The 18722-nt window shown below is 70.2% G+C and carries 16 protein-coding genes; 8 read left to right on the top strand and 8 right to left on the bottom strand.

What is annotated here, in order from left to right:
- Positions 1-50: 50 nt before the first annotated feature.
- Genes NE235_RS20975 through NE235_RS20965 form a run of 3 tightly spaced genes read left to right on the top strand, consistent with a single transcriptional unit; the run spans position 51 to position 3473 of the window.
- Positions 51-1280 (top strand): MFS transporter, encoded by a 1230-nt coding sequence (locus tag NE235_RS20975; protein ID WP_252805534.1) that lies wholly within the window; start codon positions 51-53, stop codon positions 1278-1280.
- Between the two features lie 46 nt (positions 1281-1326).
- Positions 1327-2112, top strand: a complete 786-nt coding sequence (locus NE235_RS20970; protein WP_252805532.1) for an ABC transporter ATP-binding protein — start codon at positions 1327-1329, stop codon at positions 2110-2112.
- A 2-nt stretch (positions 2113-2114) separates the two neighbouring features.
- Positions 2115-3473, top strand: a complete 1359-nt coding sequence (locus NE235_RS20965; protein WP_252805530.1) for an FtsX-like permease family protein — start codon at positions 2115-2117, stop codon at positions 3471-3473.
- An 18-nt stretch (positions 3474-3491) separates the two neighbouring features.
- Here NE235_RS20965 and NE235_RS20960 read toward each other — a convergent pair whose 3' ends face one another.
- Together NE235_RS20960 and NE235_RS20955 are read right to left on the bottom strand one after the other, a co-directional pair.
- Positions 3492-4124: a PH domain-containing protein gene (locus NE235_RS20960; protein WP_252805528.1), complete on the bottom strand. Its 633-nt coding sequence runs from the start codon at positions 4122-4124 to the stop codon at positions 3492-3494.
- Positions 4106-5191 (bottom strand): adenosine deaminase, encoded by a 1086-nt coding sequence (locus tag NE235_RS20955; RefSeq protein ID WP_252805526.1) that lies wholly within the window; start codon positions 5189-5191, stop codon positions 4106-4108. Before NE235_RS20955 ends, NE235_RS20960 begins: the two co-directional genes overlap by 19 nt.
- Positions 5192-5406: 215 nt before the next feature.
- On the opposite strand from NE235_RS20955, the gene NE235_RS20950 reads away from it, so the two are divergent.
- A complete protein-coding gene (locus NE235_RS20950) occupies positions 5407-5697 on the top strand; it encodes a DUF4190 domain-containing protein (protein ID WP_252805524.1) in 291 nt (96 codons plus the stop codon).
- On the opposite strand, the gene NE235_RS20945 is transcribed toward NE235_RS20950, so the two are convergent.
- From NE235_RS20945 to NE235_RS20920, 6 genes are all read right to left on the bottom strand, one after another.
- The gene (locus tag NE235_RS20945; RefSeq protein ID WP_252805521.1) at positions 5698-6978 is read right to left on the bottom strand and encodes a thymidine phosphorylase; all 1281 of its coding nucleotides are present in this window, start codon (positions 6976-6978) and stop codon (positions 5698-5700) included. It lies immediately after the preceding gene.
- Positions 6975-7373 carry a cytidine deaminase gene (locus NE235_RS20940; protein WP_252805519.1) on the bottom strand — a complete coding sequence of 133 codons (399 nt, stop codon included), beginning with the start codon at positions 7371-7373 and terminating at the stop codon, positions 6975-6977. Before NE235_RS20940 ends, NE235_RS20945 begins: the two co-directional genes overlap by 4 nt.
- A complete protein-coding gene (locus NE235_RS20935; RefSeq protein ID WP_252805517.1) occupies positions 7373-8632 on the bottom strand; it encodes an ABC transporter permease in 1260 nt (419 codons plus the stop codon). Before NE235_RS20935 ends, NE235_RS20940 begins: the two co-directional genes overlap by 1 nt.
- Positions 8633-8684: 52 nt before the next feature.
- Entirely contained in the window at positions 8685-9779 is a 1095-nt protein-coding gene (locus NE235_RS20930) for an ABC transporter permease (RefSeq protein WP_252805515.1), read from the bottom strand.
- Entirely contained in the window at positions 9776-11296 is a 1521-nt protein-coding gene (locus NE235_RS20925) for an ABC transporter ATP-binding protein (RefSeq protein ID WP_252805513.1), read from the bottom strand. Before NE235_RS20925 ends, NE235_RS20930 begins: the two co-directional genes overlap by 4 nt.
- Positions 11297-11368: 72 nt before the next feature.
- Positions 11369-12415 (bottom strand): BMP family lipoprotein, encoded by a 1047-nt coding sequence (locus NE235_RS20920; RefSeq protein ID WP_252805510.1) that lies wholly within the window; start codon positions 12413-12415, stop codon positions 11369-11371.
- A gap of 721 nt (positions 12416-13136) precedes the next feature.
- Here NE235_RS20920 and NE235_RS20915 point away from each other — a divergent pair.
- The 4 genes from NE235_RS20915 to NE235_RS20900 all read left to right on the top strand — a co-directional run bounded on the left by NE235_RS20915 (position 13137) and on the right by NE235_RS20900 (position 18722).
- Positions 13137-13520, top strand: coding sequence for a RidA family protein (locus NE235_RS20915; protein ID WP_252805508.1), 384 nt, complete (start codon positions 13137-13139; stop codon positions 13518-13520).
- 39 nt (positions 13521-13559) lie between these two features.
- A complete protein-coding gene (locus tag NE235_RS20910) occupies positions 13560-14537 on the top strand; it encodes a threonine ammonia-lyase (RefSeq protein ID WP_252805506.1) in 978 nt (325 codons plus the stop codon).
- A 92-nt stretch (positions 14538-14629) separates the two neighbouring features.
- Positions 14630-17938: an NB-ARC domain-containing protein gene (locus tag NE235_RS20905; RefSeq protein WP_252805504.1), complete on the top strand. Its 3309-nt coding sequence runs from the start codon at positions 14630-14632 to the stop codon at positions 17936-17938.
- Positions 17939-18020: 82 nt separating this feature from the next.
- The gene (locus tag NE235_RS20900) at positions 18021-18722 is read left to right on the top strand and encodes a TauD/TfdA family dioxygenase (protein ID WP_252805502.1); all 702 of its coding nucleotides are present in this window, start codon (positions 18021-18023) and stop codon (positions 18720-18722) included.

The raw sequence follows: 18722 nt of genomic DNA, 5'->3' as shown, positions 1-18722 counted from the left end.
TCGCCTAGCCTCCCAAGAGTTGCAAATTGCAACCAAAGGGAGGTGTGTCCGTGCACTGGAGAACGAGGCTGCTGCCGGCGGCCGTGTGCGGGGTGGCGGTGGCGAGCGTCTACGCCGGGCAGCCGGTGCTGGGCCCGATGGGGCGCGACCTGGGTGTCCCGGCCGACTCACTCGGCTGGTTCGTGGCCACCGGTCAGCTCGGCTACCTGGCGGGGCTGGTGCTGCTGGTGCCGTTGGGCGACGTGCTCGACCGCAGGCGTCTGATCGCCGCGCATCTCGCCCTGGTGGCCGCGGGCATGGCGATCACCGCGGCCGCCCCGGTCGCCTGGGTGGCCTTCTCCGGACTGGCCGCCGCGGGCGTGTTCGCGGTCGTGGTGCAGACCACCGTCGCGTACACGGCATCGGTCTCCCCGTCCGCCGAGCGCGGGCGCAACCTCGGCGTCGTGACCTCGGGCGTCGTGATCGGCATCCTCGGCGCACGTGTCATCGCGGGGATCCTCGCCGGCCTGTGGGGATGGCGGAGCGTCTACCTGACCCTGGCGGTCCTCGCCGCCGTCCTCGCACCGCTCGCCCTCACCCTGCTGCCCGCGGAGGTCCGCCCGGACACGGCACGCTACGGGCAGGTCCTCCGGTCCTTCGGCGGGCTGTTCGTCCAGCCGATGTTCCTCGGCCGCGGGCTGATCGCGTTCTTCCTGTTCGCCTCGTTCGGCACCCTGTGGAGCGGCATGGCCCTGCCGCTGGCCGGTGCTCCATGGCACCTCAGCGAAGCACAGATCGGGCTCTTCGGCGTCGCCGGGCTCGCCGGGGCTCTCGGCGCCGCCCGATCCGGACGCTGGGGCGATGCCGGGCACGCGCGCCGGGTCACCGGCATCGCGCTCGCACTCCTGCTCGCCTCCTGGGCCGCGATCGGACAGCTCCCATGGTCGCTGCCGTTGCTGATCCTCGGTGTGATCCTGCTCGACTTCGCCGTGCAGGCCGTGCACGTGAGCAACCAGCACACCCTCACCAGCGCCTACCCAGACCGCACCAGCACCACCATCGGCGCCTACATGGTCTTCTACTCCCTCGGTTCCGCCCTGGGAGCGGCCGCGACCACGGCCCTGTTCGGCGGAACCGGCTGGATCGGCCCCACCGTCCTCGGCGCGGCCTTCGCGCTGTGCGCACTCGCCGTCTGGGCGCTCGACTCGATCCCGGCGGCCGGCCGTCGGGACCCTAGGTGGTGCCAGGTACACCACCGCCGGTGTGTCAGGCCCATCGAGAAGTCCTCCGGCCTTCCCTAGTTTCGTCCTCGTAGGGCGCGCAACGGCGCCATGGAAGGGCGAAATCATGAACGGACAGGTCACGCTCCCCACGAGCGGCTCCGAGGCGCTGCGGCTCGTCTCGGTACGGAAGGTCTACGGTACGGACGGGACACAGGTCACCGCGCTGGACGGTGTCTCACTCAGCCTGCGGAAGGGGACGTTCACGGCGGTCATGGGGCCGTCCGGTTCCGGTAAGAGCACGCTGCTGCAGTGCGCGGCGGGGCTCGACCGGCCGACGGGTGGGAAGGTGTTCGTCGACGGCGCCGAGATGAGCGGCGGCTCCGAGACCGAGTTGACGAAGTTCCGCAGGCGCCGGATCGGGTTCATCTTCCAGCAGTTCAACCTGCTCCCCACCCTCGACGTGCTGCAGAACGCGACGCTTCCGCTGCGGCTGGCCGGCCGGAAGGCGGACCGCCGGTACGCCCGTGACGTCCTGACGAGAATGGGGCTCGGCGACCGGCTGCGGCACCTGCCGGCGGAGTTGTCCGGTGGCCAGCAGCAGCGGGTCGCCATCGCGCGGGCCCTCGTGACGAATCCCTCGGTGATCTTCGCGGACGAGCCGACCGGCGCGCTCGACACGCGCAGCGCGCGGGAGGTGCTCGGCCTCCTCATGCGGGCGGTGCACGAGCACGGCCAGACCGTGGTGATGGTGACCCACGACCCGGTCGCCGCCTCGTACGCGGACTCGGTCGTGTTCCTGGCCGACGGCCGCCTCGCCGGAGAACTCGACCGGCCGACGGCCGAGGCCGTGGCGGAGCGGATGACCCACCTGGGCGACCGGACCGCGCGGCGCGACGAGACGGAGGTCTGATCATGTTCGGGTTGGCTCTTCGCTCGTTGCGGCATCGTGCCGGTGGGTTCCTGGCGACGTTCGTCTCGATGGTGTTCGGGGCGGCGATGGTGATGGCCTTCGCCTCGCTGCTGGACACCGCCATGGGTGACGGAGTGCCCTCCACCAGCAGGACCTCGCTCGTCACCATGGCCACGGTCGTCGGCGGCTGGGGACTCATCATGGTGGTGTTCTCGGTCACGTCCACGCTGACCCTGGTGGTGCGGCAGCGCGGTGACGAGATGGCGTTGCTGAAGCAGGTGGGCGCCACGCCGATGCAGATCGGCCGGATGATCGTCGTTGAGACCGCCGTCGTGGCGCTGGCCGCCGGGCTGGCGGCGATCCTGCCGGCGGCCCTGGCCGGCCGGGGTCTGCTGTCGCTGCTGGTCTCGAGCAAGCGGGTCGACGGCGGCATTCACTTCGCCTTCGGGCCGTACGCGCTGGGGATCGGGCTGGGCGTGACGTTCACGGCCGCGATCACCGCGGCGGTCATCGCCGTACGGGGCACCGTGCGGACCCGCGCGGCCGAGTCGCTCCGGAACGCCGCCACGGGTGACGCCCGGATGAGCCGCAAGCGGAAGGCCGCCGCGGTGTTCTTCCTCGTGCTGGGCGCGAGCCTGGCCGTCACGACCGCGACCGCGATGCGCGGCAAGGGCTCCGACGCGATGCAGACGGCCGGGCAGACCTCCATCTGGGTCTCCATCGGCCTGGCGCTGGCGGGCCCGGTCCTGATCGGCCGGGTGACGGCCGCCCTCGCCCGCCCGCTGGAACGGATGGGCGGCGTCCCCGCCTACCTGACGGTGCAGTACGTGCGGCGGCGCGCCGGCCGTCTCGCGGGAACGCTGATGCCGATCATCCTGTTCACCGGCATCGCCACCGGCACCCTGTACATGCAGTCGATCGAGAACGCGGCCACCGCCGCGTCCGGGGCGGTCGCGACGGCCGACGAGAAGACCATCGAGACGTTGAACTTCACGGTCATCGGAATGCTGGTGGTGTTCTCGGCGATCATGCTGATCAACACCCTGGTCGCGGCGATGACGTACCGCCAGAGCGAGTCCGCCCGGCAACGGCTCGTCGGGGTGACACCGGGTCAGGTCCTGCGGACGGTGATCGTGGAAGGCGTCATCCTGACGCTGCTCGGGGTCGTCTCCGGGGCGGTCGCCGGGCTCTTCACGATCGTGCCCTACAGCATCGCCCGGACGGGACACGCGCTGCCGGACATCGGCGCGGGCACCTACCTGGCGGTCGTCGCCGCCGCGGCGGTCCTCACCCTCGGAACGGGTGTCGGCGCCGCCCTGCGCACGATCCGGGTTCCCGCGGTGGAGGCGGTGACCCGCTGAGCCGCTCGCGTGACCGTGTCAGAGCAGCGCGATGAGAAGAGCGATCACGAAGGCGGCGGCCGGGGCGGCCACCGCGACGACGGCGGGCCAGGCCCAGGTCACGGTGGGCTCGGTCGCGCCGTCCTTCGCGCCCCGGGAACGCTGCCCGGCCATCTCCCGAAGCTGTTCGACCGCGTAGTCGGTGTGGGTGCGTCCCTGGACGTGGTCGGCGACGTGGTCGGGCAGCTTCCGCTCCTGGCGGCGGGCCTTCGCCTCGAACCGCGCCCGGTTGCGCGGGGAGATCTGCAGCACGAAGGCGCGGAACCGGCGGCCGCCCGCGTGGACGTACACGGCGTCGCCGCCCTCCAGGCGCTCCACGCCGCGCCAGGGAACCTCGACGTCACGGAGCAGGTTGTGCAGCCGGACACCCTCCTCGTCGGCGACGATCCGGGGCCGGAGCGCCCCGACGTACGCGACGCCGCAGCCGAGCAGCATGACCGTCGCGGCGACCACCGAGGCGGCGTCGTGGCCACGCCAGATGATGTCGGCGAGGTTGGCCGCGGCGAAGACCATCCAGGCCCAGCCGAAGAAGCGGGCGGCGCTCGACCGGAACACCTTCGCGCCGGGCGGGGTCTTGGGGAACACGGCGGCGGTCACGGGTGCGATCGCCACTTCAGCTGCGCGAACCCCGGTTTGATGACGCCGTTGATCAGCTCGAGGCGCTCGTCGAAGCCGAGGAACGCGGACTTCATGGCGTTGACCGTGAACCACTGCAGGTCGTCCCAGTCGTAGCCGAACGCCTCGACGAGCTTGGCGAACTCCTCCGACAGCGTCGTGCCGCTCATCAGCCGGTTGTCGGTGTTGACGGTGACCCGGAAGTACAGGCGGCGGAGCAGGCCGATGGGGTGCTCGGCGATGGACTTGGCGGCGCCGGTCTGGACGTTGGAGCTGGGGCACATCTCCAGCGGAGTGCGCTTGTCCCGTACGTACGCGGCGAGGCGCCCGAGCCGGGGGCTCTCGCCCTCGCGCTCGGCGATGTCGTCGATGATGCGCACGCCGTGGCCGAGCCGGTCGGCGCCGCACCACTGGATCGCCTGCCAGATCGACGGCAGGCCGAACGCCTCGCCCGCGTGGATGGTGAAGTGGGCGTTCTCCCGCTGGAGGTACTCGAACGCGTCGAGGTGCCGGGTGGGCGGGTAGCCGGCCTCGGCGCCGGCGATGTCGAAGCCGACGACGCCCTCGTCGCGGTAGCGGACGGCCAGCTCGGCGATCTCCATGCTGCGGGCCTGGTGGCGCATCGCGGTGAGCAGCGTGCCGACCCGGATGCCGTGGTCGCGGCCGCCCTCCGCGAATCCCCGCAGCACCGCCTCGACGACCTCGTTCAGGGTCAGGCCCTTGCGGGTGTGCTGTTCGGGCGCGTAGCGGACCTCCGCGTAGACGACGCCGTCCTTGGCCAGGTCCTCGGCGCACTCGTACGCGACGCGGGTGAGCGCCTCGGCGGTCTGCATGACGCCGACCGTGTGGTCGAACGTCTCCAGGTAGCGCTCCAGCGATCCGGAGTCGGACGCCTCGGCGAACCAGGTGCGCAGCCGCACCGGGTCGGTGGTGGGCAGCGCGTCGTAGCCGGTCTGGCGGGCGAGATCCACGATGGTCTCCGGCCGCAGCCCGCCGTCGAGGTGATCGTGGAGGAGCACCTTGGGGGCCCGCCGGATGTCGTCGAGCACAGGACGGTTGGTCACGTCACGCACATTACCGGCCGTCCGCGATTCACATCGCCGCCCGGCCCCCGCGCCTACCGGATGCCGCTCGTATTCGCTCTGCCGGCGAGCCGGATTCCGGGTTTTCGATCAGAGACGCCGCCCCGTACTGCGGCGCCGGGCCGCCGGCGCGGGGGATGCCGGATCTGGCCGCTCGGCCGTACCGCTACCGGCCGCGGTCCTCTAGGGTGCGGTTCATGTACCAGTACCCGGCACCGCCGCCCGCGCAGGACGACAGCGGAGCGACGACCTCGATGGTCCTCGGCATCCTCGGGCTCGTGCTGTGCGGGCTGCTGGCACCGATCGCCCTGTTCATGGGCCTGTCGGCCAAGCGGCGGATCCGCGAGAGCGGCGGGTACCTCGGCGGCGACGGTCAGGCGACGGCGGGCGTGGTCCTCGGCGCGATCGGCACCGCGATCATCGCCATCGCGGTCGTGATCATCGTCGTGGTCCTCATCGCCGCCGCCGCGTCCTCCGGCAACGCCTGATCAGGCGATCCGCTCCAGGATGAGGGGGCGGCGGGCGTCCTCCCGCTCGCCGATCTCCACCGCGCCGTCCAGGGCGGCCAGCGCGCGCTCGAACCGCTCCGGGTCGTCGGCGTGCAACGTCATCAGCGGCTGTCCCGCGCGGACGAGGTCGCCAGGCTTGGCGTGCAGGACGATGCCCGCGGCGTGGGCCACCGGGTCCTCCTTGCGCGCCCGGCCGGCGCCGAGACGCCAGGCCGCGACGCCGACGCCGTAGGCGTCGAGGCGGGACAGCACGCCGGACTCCGCCGCGAGGACCTCGTGGGTCTCCTTGGCGACCGGGAGCGGGGCGTCCGGGTCGCCCCCCTGCGCGGAGATCATGGTCCGCCAGACGTCCATGGCGGAGCCGTCGCGGAGCGCGTCGGCCGGGTCCTTGGCGTCCGTCAGACCCGCCGCGGCCAGCATCTCGCGGGCCAGGGCGACGGTCAGCTCGACGACGTCCTCGGGGCCGCCGCCGGCCAGGACCTCGACCGACTCGTCGACCTCCAGGGCGTTGCCGACCGTACGGCCGAGCGGGGTGTCCATCGCGGTCAGCAGCGCGACGGTCCGCACGCCGTGGTCGGTGCCGATGTCGACCATCGTGCGGGCCAGTTCACGGGCGTGCACCACGCTCTTCATGAACGCCCCGGAACCGGCCTTGACGTCCAGCACCAGCGCGCCGGTGCCCTCCGCGATCTTCTTCGACATGATCGAGCTGGCGATCAGCGGGATCGACTCGACGGTGCCGGTGACGTCACGCAGGGCGTACAGCTTGCGGTCGGCGGGTGCGAGGCCGGAGCCGGCCGCGCACACCACGGCGCCCGTCCGGTCCAGGACGGCCAGCATCTCCTCGTTGGACAGCGACGCGCGCCAGCCGGGGATCGACTCCAGCTTGTCGAGGGTGCCGCCGGTGTGGCCGAGGCCGCGGCCGGACAGCTGCGGCACGGCCGCGCCGCAGGCGGCCACGGTCGGCGCCAGCGGCAGGGTGATCTTGTCGCCGACCCCGCCGGTGGAGTGCTTGTCCGTCGTGGGACGGCTCAGCCCGGACCAGTCCATCCGCTCGCCGGAGCGGAGCATCGCGTCGGTCCAGCGGGCGACCTCGCGCCGGGTCATGCCGTTGAGCAGGATCGCCATGGCGAGGGCGGACATCTGCTCCTCGGCGATGACGCCCTCGGTGTAGGCGCCGATCGTCCAGTCGATCTGCGCGTCGGACAGCTCCCTGCGGTCCCGCTTCGTACGGATGACGTCGACGGCGTCGAAACTCACGCTCGGCTCTCCAGGTCGTCGGGGCCGAAGGCGTCGGGCAGCACCTCGCGCATCGGCCGGATGCCGCTGACGGTCTCCAGCAGCATGTCAGGGCCGCCATGCTCCCACAGCAGCTGACGGCAGCGCCCGCAGGGCATCAGCGGGGCGCCGTGCCGGTCCACGACGGCGACGGCGACCAGCCGCCCGCCGCCCGTACCGTGCAGCGTCGAGACCAGCCCGCACTCGGCGCACAGGCCGACGCCGTACGAGGCGTTCTCGACGTTGCAGCCGGCGACGATCCGCCCGCCGTCGGTCAGCCCGGCGGCACCCACCGGGAAGCCGGAGTAGGGGGCGTACGCCTTCGCCATCACCGCGCGGGCGGCCTCCCGGAGCGCGTCCCAGTCGATGTCGGCCATCAGTGTCCTCCTCCGCGTCGGTAGGTCAGCCCGTCGGCCGCCGGCATGCGCAGGCGCTGCGCCGCGAACGCCAGCACGAGCAGCGTCGTGATGTGCGGACTGTAGGTGACGATCTCCTTGGGCAGCTCGTCGGTCAGGAAGAACCAGGCGAGGAGCCCGACCGCCACGACGGCCGAGACCACCGCCGTGACCATCCGGCGCCGGTACGCGTGCCAGACCGCGAGGGCCAGCAGGCCGGCGCCGAGCAGGAGCAACATGGCGTGGACCGCGCTCGCGCCACCGCGCAGCTGCAGCGCGTCGGCGTACCCGAACAGGCCAGCGCCCGCGGCGACGCCGCCCGGACGCCAGTTACCGAAGATCATCGCGGCGAGGCCGATGAAGCCGCGCCCGTTGACCTGGCCCTCCTGGTAGTTCGAGGACGCCACCATGGCCAGGAACGTACCCCCGACCCCGGCGAACGCCCCCGAGATCACCACCGCGGCGTACTTCATCGTGTAGACCTTCACGCCCAGCGACTCGGCGGCGAGGGGGTTCTCCCCGCAGGACCGCAGCCGCAGGCCGAACGCCGTACGCCACAGCAGGTAGAAGGAGATCGGGATGAGGGCGGCGGCGGTGAGGGTGACCGGGGACAGGTTCGTCAGCAGCCCGCGGATCAGCCCGGCGAGGTCGGAGATCAGGATCCAGTGGTGCTTCTCGAGGTCGCCGAGCGGACCGCCGACGCCGGGGACGCTCCACGTCGGGAAGTGCGGAAGCTGCGGCGACTGGGTCGCGCCGCCGCCGCTCTCGTGGGTGAAGAACAGGTCCGACAGGTAGCGCGCGACGCCCGGCGCCAGGATGTTGATCGCGACGCCCGAGACGATGTGGTCGACGCCGAACGAGACGGTGGCGACCGCGTGCAGCAGGCCGCCGAGCGCCCCGGCGATGATCCCGGCGAGAAGCCCCAGCCACGGGCTGTGGCCGAAGTAGGCCCCGAAGGCGGCACCCCACGTGCCGAACACCATCATGCCCTCGAGGCCGATGTTGACGACGCCGGAGCGTTCGGACCACAGGCCGCCCATCGCGGCCATCCCGATGGGCACGGCGAGCCCGAGCATCGCGCTCATGGTCCCGCTCGAGGTGATGTCGCTCTCGCCGGTGATGAGCCGCAGCAGGATGAGGGCGGCGAAGGCGCCCAGCCCGATGGTCAGCGCCCGTCGGCCGCGGAACGCCCGGACACCCCCGGTCCGGGGCGCCGGCGTACGGACCTCCTGGTCGATCATGCGCCCTCCCTGCCTGCCTGCTCCGAGCCGTACGCCGAACGATCGAGGTTCCTCACGCCGCCGCCTCTCCGAGTTCCGCGGCGACGCGCCGCTGGTCCATGCGCCGGCCCACCCGGTTGACGATCTCGTACACGACGACCACCGACAGCAGCACCGCCGCCTGCGTGATGGCGACGATCTCCTTCGGGATGTCGTTGAACTCGAGGATCTGCGACGACTGGTCCAGGAACGCCCAGAGCAGCGACGCGAAGGCGATGCCGACCGGGTTGTTCCGGCCGAGCAGCGCGATGCCGATACCGGTGAAGCCGATGCCGGTCGGGAAGTCCAGCGAGTAGGAGTACGACCCGCCGAGCAGCTGCGGCATGCCGACGAGGCCGGCGACCGCGCCGGACAGGACCATCGCGATGACGACCATGCGCTTGGCGTCCACGCCGCTCGCGACCGCCGCGCTCTGCGACAGGCCGGTGGCCCGCAGGTCGAAGCCGAACCGCGTCCGGTTGATGACGAACCAGAATCCGAGGCCGGCCAGCACCGCGAGCAGGACCAGACCGTAGATCTTCAGGTCGCTGCCCGGGTAGGAGATCCCGGGCACGCGGCCGGAGGAGCCGATGGGCTTGGTGCCGATGTTGTTGCTGCCGGCGACCTTCGCGGCGAGGCGGTTCGGGCTGAGCAGGAACGCGATCACCCCGGTGCCGATGAAGTTCAGCATGATGGTGGAGATGACCTCGCTGACGCCGCGCGTCACCTTGAGGATCGCCGCGATGCCCGCCCAGGCACCGCCGACGACGACCGCGACGAGGATGATCACGACCTGGCGCAGCCCGGGCGGCAGCGCCCACGCGCCGCCCGCCGCGGCGGCGAGCATGGCGGCGAGACGGTACTGCCCGTCGACACCGATGTTGAACAGGTTCATCCGGAACCCGATCGCGACCGCGAGCGCGGACAGGTAGTACGCCGCCGCGCGGTTCACGGTGTTGACGACGCTGTCGGGCTCCTTGCCGAAATCGAACATCGCCTGGAACGTCGACGGCGGGTTGAACCCGCTCACCGACAGCACGATCGAGGTCACGACGATCGCGAAGACGAGCGCGACGAGCGCCGCGACGGCGGTCCGCGCGTACGACTTCGCGAGCAGGTTGGCGATCACGCCACGCTCCCCTCTGCGGCGCCGGTCATGAGGGAGCCGAGTTCGTCCGGAGTGATGGTCGCGGGGTCGGCCTCCCCGACGAGCCGGCCGCGCAGGATCACCCTCAGGGTGTCCGACATGCCGATCAGCTCGTCGAGGTCGGCGGAGATGAGCAGCACCGCCAGCCCCTCGGCCCGCGCCCGTCGCAGATGGTCCCAGATCGCCGCCTGGGCGCCGACGTCGACCCCGCGGGTCGGGTGCGCGGCGATCAGCAGCTTCGGGTTACCGGACATCTCCCGGCCGACGATCAGCTTCTGCTGGTTGCCGCCGGACAGGGAGTCCGCGCTGACGTCGATGCCGGGGGTCCGCACGTCGTACTCCTCGACGATCCGCTCGGTGTCCCGGCGGGCGCCGGCGCGGTCGATGAGGATGCCCTTGACGTTCGGAGACCGGGTCTGGTGGCCGAGGACGCGGTTCTCCCACAGCGGGGACTCCAGCAGCAGGCCGTGCCGGTGCCGGTCCTCGGGGATGAACCCGACGCCCATCTCCCGGCGGCGCCGCGTCGACCGGCCGGACAGGTCCTCGCCGCCGAGCCGGATCACGCCGGACTCGGCGGGCAGCATGCCCATGATCGCCTCGACGAGCTCGGCCTGGCCGTTGCCCTCGACCCCGGCGATGCCGAGGATCTCGCCCTCGTGGATGGTGAGGGACACGCCGTCCACGACGGCGCGGCCGGTGGCGTCGCGGACGGTGACGTTCTCCATGGTCAGCACGGGAACGTCGGTGACCGTCGACTCGCGCAGCTCCGGGACCGGCAGTTCGCTGCCGACCATGAGCTCGGCGAGCTGCCGCGCGGAGACCTCCTTGGGATCGGCGGAGGCCACGGTCGTGCCCCGGCGGATCACGGTGATCGCGTCGGCGACCTTGAGGACCTCGTCGAGCTTGTGCGAGATGAAGATGACCGTGAGGCCCTCGCGCTTGAGGTCCTCGAGGTTGGCGAAGAGCTCGTCGACCTCCTGCGGTACGAGCACCGCGGTGGGCTCGTCGAGGATGAGGATCCGCGCTCCGCGGTAGAGGACCTTGAGGATCTCGACGCGCTGGCGGGCGCCGACGCCGAGGTCCTCGACCAGCCGGTCCGGCTCGACGCCGAGGCCGTACTGGTCGGAGATCTCCCGGATGCGGCGCCGCGCGCCGCCGCCGATGCCGTGGAGCCTCTCCGCGCCGAGGACGACGTTCTCCAGGACGGTCAGGTTGTCGGCGAGCATGAAGTGCTGATGCACCATGCCGATGCCGCGCGCGATGGCGTCGGACGGCGAATGGAGGTCGGCGACCTCGCCATTGACCTTGATCGTGCCCTCGTCCGGCCGTTGCATGCCGTAGAGGATCTTCATCAGGGTCGACTTGCCCGCGCCGTTCTCCCCGACGATCGCGTGGACGGTGCCCGCCGCGACCGTGATGTCGATGTCGTGGTTGGCCACGACGCCGGGGAAGCGCTTGGTGATGCCGTGCAGCTCGACCGCCGGCTCAGTCGTGGACATGACCTGCTCCCGCGCCAGTGGGCCCGGGAGGGAGGCCGAAGCCGTCCACCCGGGCCCGAGCCCTTACCGCCGTCACTTCTCGGGCGGTGTGATCTTTCCGGAGACGATCTGCTGCTTCAGGTCGTCGATGGTCGACGGCAGGTCGCCCAGCGCCGTCGGGTTCGACTTGGAGTAGTCGACACCGTCGTTCTTGAGGGTGAACCGCTGGTCGCCCTTCTGGAACTGGTTCTCGCCGACACCCTTGACGAAGTTGAACACCGCCGTGTCGATGCGCTTGAGCATCGAGGTCAGGACGTACGGCTTCTCGTCCGCGGCCGCGGTCTGGTACTGGTCGGAGTCGACGCCGATGAACCACTTCTTGGCCCCGGCGGCCGCCTGCAGCGAGCCGGTGCCGGACAGGCCCGCCGCCGCGTAGATCACGTCGGCGCCCTGGTCGTACATGCCCTGGGCGATCGTCTTGCCCTTGGCCGGGTCCTTGAAGCCACCGAAGTCCGGCGGCTGGGAGATGTACTTGGCGTCGACCTTGATGTTCGGGTTGACCTTCTTGGCGCCCGCGGTATAGCCGACCTCGAACTTCTTGATCAGCGGGGTCGCCACGCCGCCGATGAAGCCGATGTGGCCGGTCTTGGACTTCTTGGCCGCCGCGGCGCCGACGAGGTAGGAGCCTTCGTTCTCGGCGAAGAGCAGGTCCGCGACGTTCGGCTGCTGGACCGTGTTGTCGTCGATGATGGCGAACTTGGTGGTCGGGAACTTCGGCGCGACCTTGCCCAGCGCCCCGGCGTACGCGAAGCCGACCGCGATCACCGGGTTGTAGCCCGACTGGGCCAGCAGCTGCAGCCGCTGGATCTTGTCGTTGTCGCTCTCGCCCTCTTTGGCCTCAATGTCCTTGATGTCGAGCTTCAGCTCGCTCTGGACCTTCTGCAGGCCGGCGTACGCGGCGTCGTTGAACGACTTGTCGCCACGGCCGCCCACGTCGTACGCGAGACCGACCTTGACGATCTTCTTGCTGTCGCCGCCGCCACCGCCGCCGGTGCTGGCCTTCTTGCCGCCACAGCCCGCGGCGCTGAGTGCAAGCACCGCGCTCGCCGCGACGGCGGTCATCTTCACTGCACGGCGCAAGGTAGCTCCTCCAATTAGACCCCGCCCGAAATGTGCTTCTTGGCACGAATCTCTCGGACCATAGTCGGAGCCAGGAGCGGAACGAACCAGAACCAGCGTGTCGCAACGCGTCCGTTATCAAGGCGAAAGCGCATCGACACAGGTCAGGCCGTGGTGCGCCGGCCGGGCAGTGGCCTACGACACCCCAGCGCCGCCGAGGCGGTCCTCCCACGGGCGGGAGCGGGGGACGGCCGCCGCCGCGGCGACCCGGAACCCGTGGCGCGAACGGGCTCCGCGGCCTCTCCGGAGGGCGCGCACGGTGATGCCGCCGGCGCGGTCCCGCGACGACGGCCGGTGCGATGGGTACACGGGGCCCGGACGCCTTCGATGATCGGCGGAAGTCCGGATCGAGGTGCCCCGGATCGGCGCGTCCACGCCCTGGCGTGCGCCGTGGAACAGGTCCCGCCGATCATCCTGATTTCGGGCGCACGGAAAAGAGATTTGCGCAGTGGACGGTGGATGACGCTCCGCGGGCACGGACGTACATTGTCGCAAGACGGGCCGCAGCGCCGCGGTAATGAAATCAGATGATCAAAGCCGGGCCGCCGACCGCCACAACCACACATATCCGAGAAACCGCCCTGAAACAATCCCCTCTTGCCATTGGGCGTCGGTGACGCCACTCAATGCGCTAGCGTGTGCACGGTTCCCAGGTCCGACTTGATGGACGCGGAGAGGCACCATGACCCCAGAAGCCCTTGACGGACCCGAATTCCCTCCCGCACTGGGGCCTTATTCCCCCGCCGTCAAAGCGGGGCCCCTGGTGTTCGTGTCGGCCCAGGCCGGCGTCGACCCCGTGACCGACCAAGTGCCGCCCGGCGAGTTCGAGGCGGAGTGCCGGCAGGCATTCACCAACGTGACCCGCGCATTGCGGGCCGCCGACTCGGACCTTTGCCGTGTCGTCAAGATGACGATCCTTTATGTCGACACGGCAGACCTTCCGATCATCAACAAGGTCTACGCCGAGGCGTTCCCGATCGATCCGCCCGCGCGCACGGCCGCCGTCGTCAGACTCGCCGGAGGACGGCGGATAGCGGTGGACGCGATCGCCATGGCACTCAGCTGACTCAGCCCGCACCAGGGCACCGACCCGACGGAGGGGTTTGTGGAACTCGTCTCGATCGACGACATCCGGACCGCGGCCACCTCGATAACGGACCTCGTCGTTCACACCCCGTTACTGCCCTGCCCCTGGGCGGCAGGTCACGGCTCTCTCTCGCTCAAGCCGGAGAATCTCCAGACGACCGGGTCCTTCAAGATCCGCGGCGCGTACAACGCGATCCGCCGGTGCCCGCCGAGTCTCCGCGACCGGGGAGTCATCACGTACTCATCGGGTAATCACGCGCAAGCACTCGCCTACGCCGCCCGTGCCCTCGGCGTTCCCTGCACGGTGGTCATGCCGGAGGACGCCCGGCAGGTCAAGGTGACGGCGACCCGGTCCCTCGGCGCGGAGATCGTGCTGGTCCCGCCCGCGGAACGCAAGGACGTCGCCACCCGGCTGGCCGAGACGGAGGGACTCGCGCTGATCCCGCCGTTCGATCACCCGGACGTCATCGGCGGACAGGGCACCGTCGGCCTTGAGATCGTCGAGGACCTCCCCGAGGTGGACGTGGTCCTGGTCCCGGTCGGCGGCGGCGCACTCGCCTCCGGTGTCGCCACCGCGGTCAAGTCGCTCCGGCCGTCGGCCTCGGTGATCGGCGTCGAGCCGGAACTCGCCGCCGACGCGGCGGAGAGCCTGCGCAGCGGGCGGCTCTGCACCTGGCCGATGACCAGAACCGGCCGCACCGTCGCCGACGGGCTGCGCACGAACCTCTCCGACCTGACCTTCGCCCATCTCCGGACGCACCTCGACGACCTCGTGACCGTTTCCGAGGAGGAGATCACCGACGCGGTCGCCCACCTCGCGCGGTCCGCTCATCTCATCGTCGAGCCGAGCGGCGCCGTCACCGTGGCGGCCTATCTCTTCAATAAAGATCGTCTACCGGCCGGCCGTACCGTGGCCGTACTCTCCGGCGGAAACGTCGATTTCGGATTCTTCACCAACGTCCTGGTCGCCCCTTCCGAGAGCCAAGGGGCCGATTGATCGATCACCACAGGCGGTCGCCATCACGTTACAACTTAATATACGCTCCCTAAGCCGACAATCCGCACTATCGGCTCGGCATAATACGGCGTATGACCAAACGCCCTGCAGTGCGCTCAGCCGCGGTGATCGGAATCGGGATCATCGTCAGCGCATTGATCAATATGGCGACCGGAGATTTCAATCCCGGCCAGTGGCGCTGGTGGATCCTCGGGGCGATCGTGCTCGCCGGCCTCGTATGGACCGCTCTCGAGTACCGGCGAGGAGACGACGCCACGCCGGGGCAGAAAAAGAAGTCCCCCCCGTGGATGCTGCCGCGCATCGAAGAACCCATCGACAGACCGGCACTGGCCGGAGAACTGTCGGACCTGCTGACGGGCGAAGGGCCGTCCGTCATCGGGGTGACCGCGGTCTACGGCGCCGGCGGCTTCGGGAAGACCACCCTCACCGTCCAGGTGTGTTCGCGCGACGAGGTGCGCGCCAGATACCCCGGCGGGCTTCTCTGGGCCACGATCGGCGTCGACCGCCGCGGTTCGGATCTGGCCACCATCGCGAACGACCTGGCCGCCCAGCTGACCGGCGAACGACCGCAATTCGCCGGCGCGGAACAGGCAGGACGCCACCTCGGCCGCCTTCTCTCCGACCGTCCGCCGACCCTCCTGGTGCTGGACGACGTCTGGTCGGCCGACCAGCTGCAACCATTCCTGTTCGGCGCGAGAACGACATTACTCGTCACGACCCGAACCCCCGCGGTCCTCCCCGACACGGCCAAGGCCGTCCACGTCGACGAGATGGAAGGCGACGAGTCCCGCGCCCTCATCTGCCGGGAACTGCCCAGCCTGCCGGCCAAGATGGTGGCCGAACTGCTGAACCTCACCGGGCACTGGCCCCTGCTCATGGCCATGGTCAACGCGGTCATCCACCGGCACATCAGGGACGGCGTCACCGCCGAAGAGGCGGCACGGCTGGTCGCGGACCAGCTCACGGTCGAGGGACCGGCCTACCTCGACCTCCGCTTCCAGTCGAGACGCGACCACGCCGTCGGACTCACGGTGTCGCTGAGCCTGCAGCCGCTGTCCGAGGTGGACCGCGACCGGTACTACCGCCTGGGGATCTTCGCCGAGGACACCGACATCCCGCTCTCCATGCTCAGCCTGCTCTGGGGGCTGACGCTGACGGAGACCCGCCGGCTATGCGAGGAGCTGGCGGATCTGTCCCTCGTGAAGGCCTACCGTCGCGGCTCGTCCTCCCTCCAGCTCCACGACGTCATCCGCGACCATCTCCGCCACCAGCTGGGCACGCGCATGACCGCGGTGAACGCCGCGTTCCTCGACGCGGCCCGCACGCTGCTCCCGGGAAACGACGACCGCTGGTGGCTGCTGCCGCCGACCGAGATCTACCTGTGGCGCCAGCTGACCTACCACCTCGCCGAGGCCGGACGGCATGAGGCCCTGAAGGAGCTGGTGTCGGACCTGCGGTGGGGAGAGGAGCGGATCCGCATATTCGGCCTGGCCTCGTACGAGTCCGATCTGGTCCGGGTCGACGACATGACGATCGGCATCCTGCGTCGCGCCCTGGCCCGCAAGAGCCATCTCCTGGGCCCCATCGATCCGCCGCACTCACATGCCGACCTTCTCGTCAGCCGGCTGTACGAGATCCCGGAGCTCCGCGAGCTGGTGGACGCCTTTGAGGCGACACTGTCCTCGAACGTCGCCAGGCTCACCAACCGCTGGCCCATCCCTCCGGTGGACCCCGCGCTCGTACGGGTGTTCCCTGTTCACGAGGGCACGGTGACCGGCTGCGCGGTGTCCCCGGACGGCACGTTGCTCGCCACCGCCGGCACCGACGCGACCGTCTGCATCTGGAACACCACCACCTGGACCGCGCATGCCGTCCTCGACGACCGGCACGATCCGATGGCGATCTGCGCGTTCTCCCCCGACGGCGCCTGGCTCGTCACCGTCGGCGCCGACCACGCCATCCGCGTGTGGGACACCACCCTCTGGGTCGAACACGCCACGATGCGGGGGCACACCGACGTCGTCACCGGATGCGACTTCTCCCCCGACGGCGGCTCGCTCGCCACCGTCGGCGCGGACAGCAGCATCCGCGTCTGGGATACGAGCACGTGGAAGGAACGCACCGTCATCCGCGGGCACGCCGACATGATCAGGGACTGCGCGTTCTCTCCCGACGGCAGGTGGCTCGCCACCACCGGCACCGATCAGACCGTCCGCGTCTGGGACATCGCCGCGGAGGAGGAGCACGCGATCCTGCTCGGGCACACCGACGTCGTCACCGGATGCGACTTCTCACCGACCGGCGAATGGCTCGCCACCGTCGGCGCCGACCGCGCCGTCAAGATCTGGGACACCGCCTCATGGACGGTGCACGCCACCCTGACCGGCCACACCGAGATCATCGGGCGCTGCGCCTTCTCGCCGGACGGCAGACGGCTCGCCTCCGTCTCCTTCGATCGCACCGTTCGCATCTGGAACGCGAGCGGCTGGAGTGAGGAGGCCCTGATGCGCGGCCATACCGACGCCGTGATGGTCTGCGCGTTCGCTCCCTCCGGGGAGTGGCTCGCCACCGGCAGTGCCGATCACAACGTCCGGATCTGGGACATGTCCACCGAACATCGACGGGGTGCGGCGCACAAGCAGAACCGGTCGGTCACCAGCTGCGCCATCGCACCGGACTCGACGTGGCTGATCGCGGTCGGCAACGACCACCTCGTGGCCGTATGGGGTGCCGATGCCCCGCCCGCGGAGTACGCCACGCTGCTGGGGCACACGGAGGCGATCCTGGACTGCGTCATCGCCCCCGACGGGTCATGGTTCGCCACGTGCGGCGCCGACCGCGAGATTCGCGTGTGGGCCACCGCCACGTGGACGGAAGAGCGCCGGTTGAGGGGTCACACCGGCGACGTGACCGGTTGCGCCGTCAGCCCGGATGGGCGGCTGCTCGCCACCACCGGCGCGGACCGTACGATCCGCGTCTGGAACACCGCCACCTGGACCGAACACGTCATCCTGGACGGCCATACCGACACGGTCACCGCCTGCGCCTTCTCCCCCGACGGCGCCTGGCTCGCCACCACCGGCGCCGACCACACCATCCGCGTCTGGAACACCGCCACCTGGACCGAACACGTCATCCTGGACGGCCATACCGACACGGTCACCGCCTGCGCCTTCTCCCCCGACGGCGCCTGGCTCGCCACCACCGGCGCCGACATCACCCTGCGAATCTGGGAGGCGAGGACCTGGTGTGCGGCCGCGGCGATGCGCACGAATGGACGACCCAACGACGTGTGCTGGTTCGCGAGCGGCAGAACGCTGTGCCTCGGAGTCGTCGGCGGCATCTATCAGTTCACCTTCACCCCACCGGTCAGGTCTTAGACCGTTCGCGGCGCCCGCCGGGCCGGCCACGCTGGAGGCACTGACGCTGGGTTATACTGCGCCGGACGAAGGGGTTGACAAAATGCGCGAAGACGGAGACCTCGACGCCAGGCAGGTCATGGCCGATTTGTCAAGCCGCGGATTCTCCTACGTCGCCGCCATTCCCGAAGGCTTCGACCACCTTTCCTGGTTACGCCGACTCGGGCCGCCGATGCCGCAGTACGGCGGCGAGCTCGTCCGCGACGTTCGGCCCGATACGGACGCCGACACGGGCGCCTACAGCACCGCCGCCCTGCCCCCGCACACGGAATGGTACGAATTCCCGGACCTGCCACCGCGCTATGTCGCCCTGTGGTGCGTCACCGAAGGCGAGGGCCCCGGCGGCGAGACCACCCTCGCGGACGGCTATTCCTTCCTCGACGAATTGACTCCCGAAGAGCGCCATCGCCTCTTGACCGAGGAACAGAATTGGCGCTCGGCACGCACACTCTTGGCGAGAGAAGGAGTGGACCAGCACTCCCGGCACCGGATCCTGAGCCACCATTCGGGCACGCTGGTCATGCGGTTCAGCACTCTGGACCTGCAGGCCGAGAACGGGAGCGATCTCGCGCGTCATTACGTCACGGCGGGGCTGAAGTTCTTTCAGGCCAACCACGTCGCGATCAAGATCCAACGCAACGCGATGCTGGTTTGGGACAACTGGCGCATGATGCACTCACGGAACGGGTTCACCGACCGCCGGCGGCACCTTCGCCGTGTCCTCATCCGGGCGCGGGACGCCTGA

It is taken from the genome of Actinoallomurus spadix, assembly GCF_024055725.1.
GTDB lineage: Bacteria > Actinomycetota > Actinomycetes > Streptosporangiales > Streptosporangiaceae > Actinoallomurus > Actinoallomurus spadix.
This window is presented reverse-complemented; position numbering and strand designations above follow the sequence as displayed.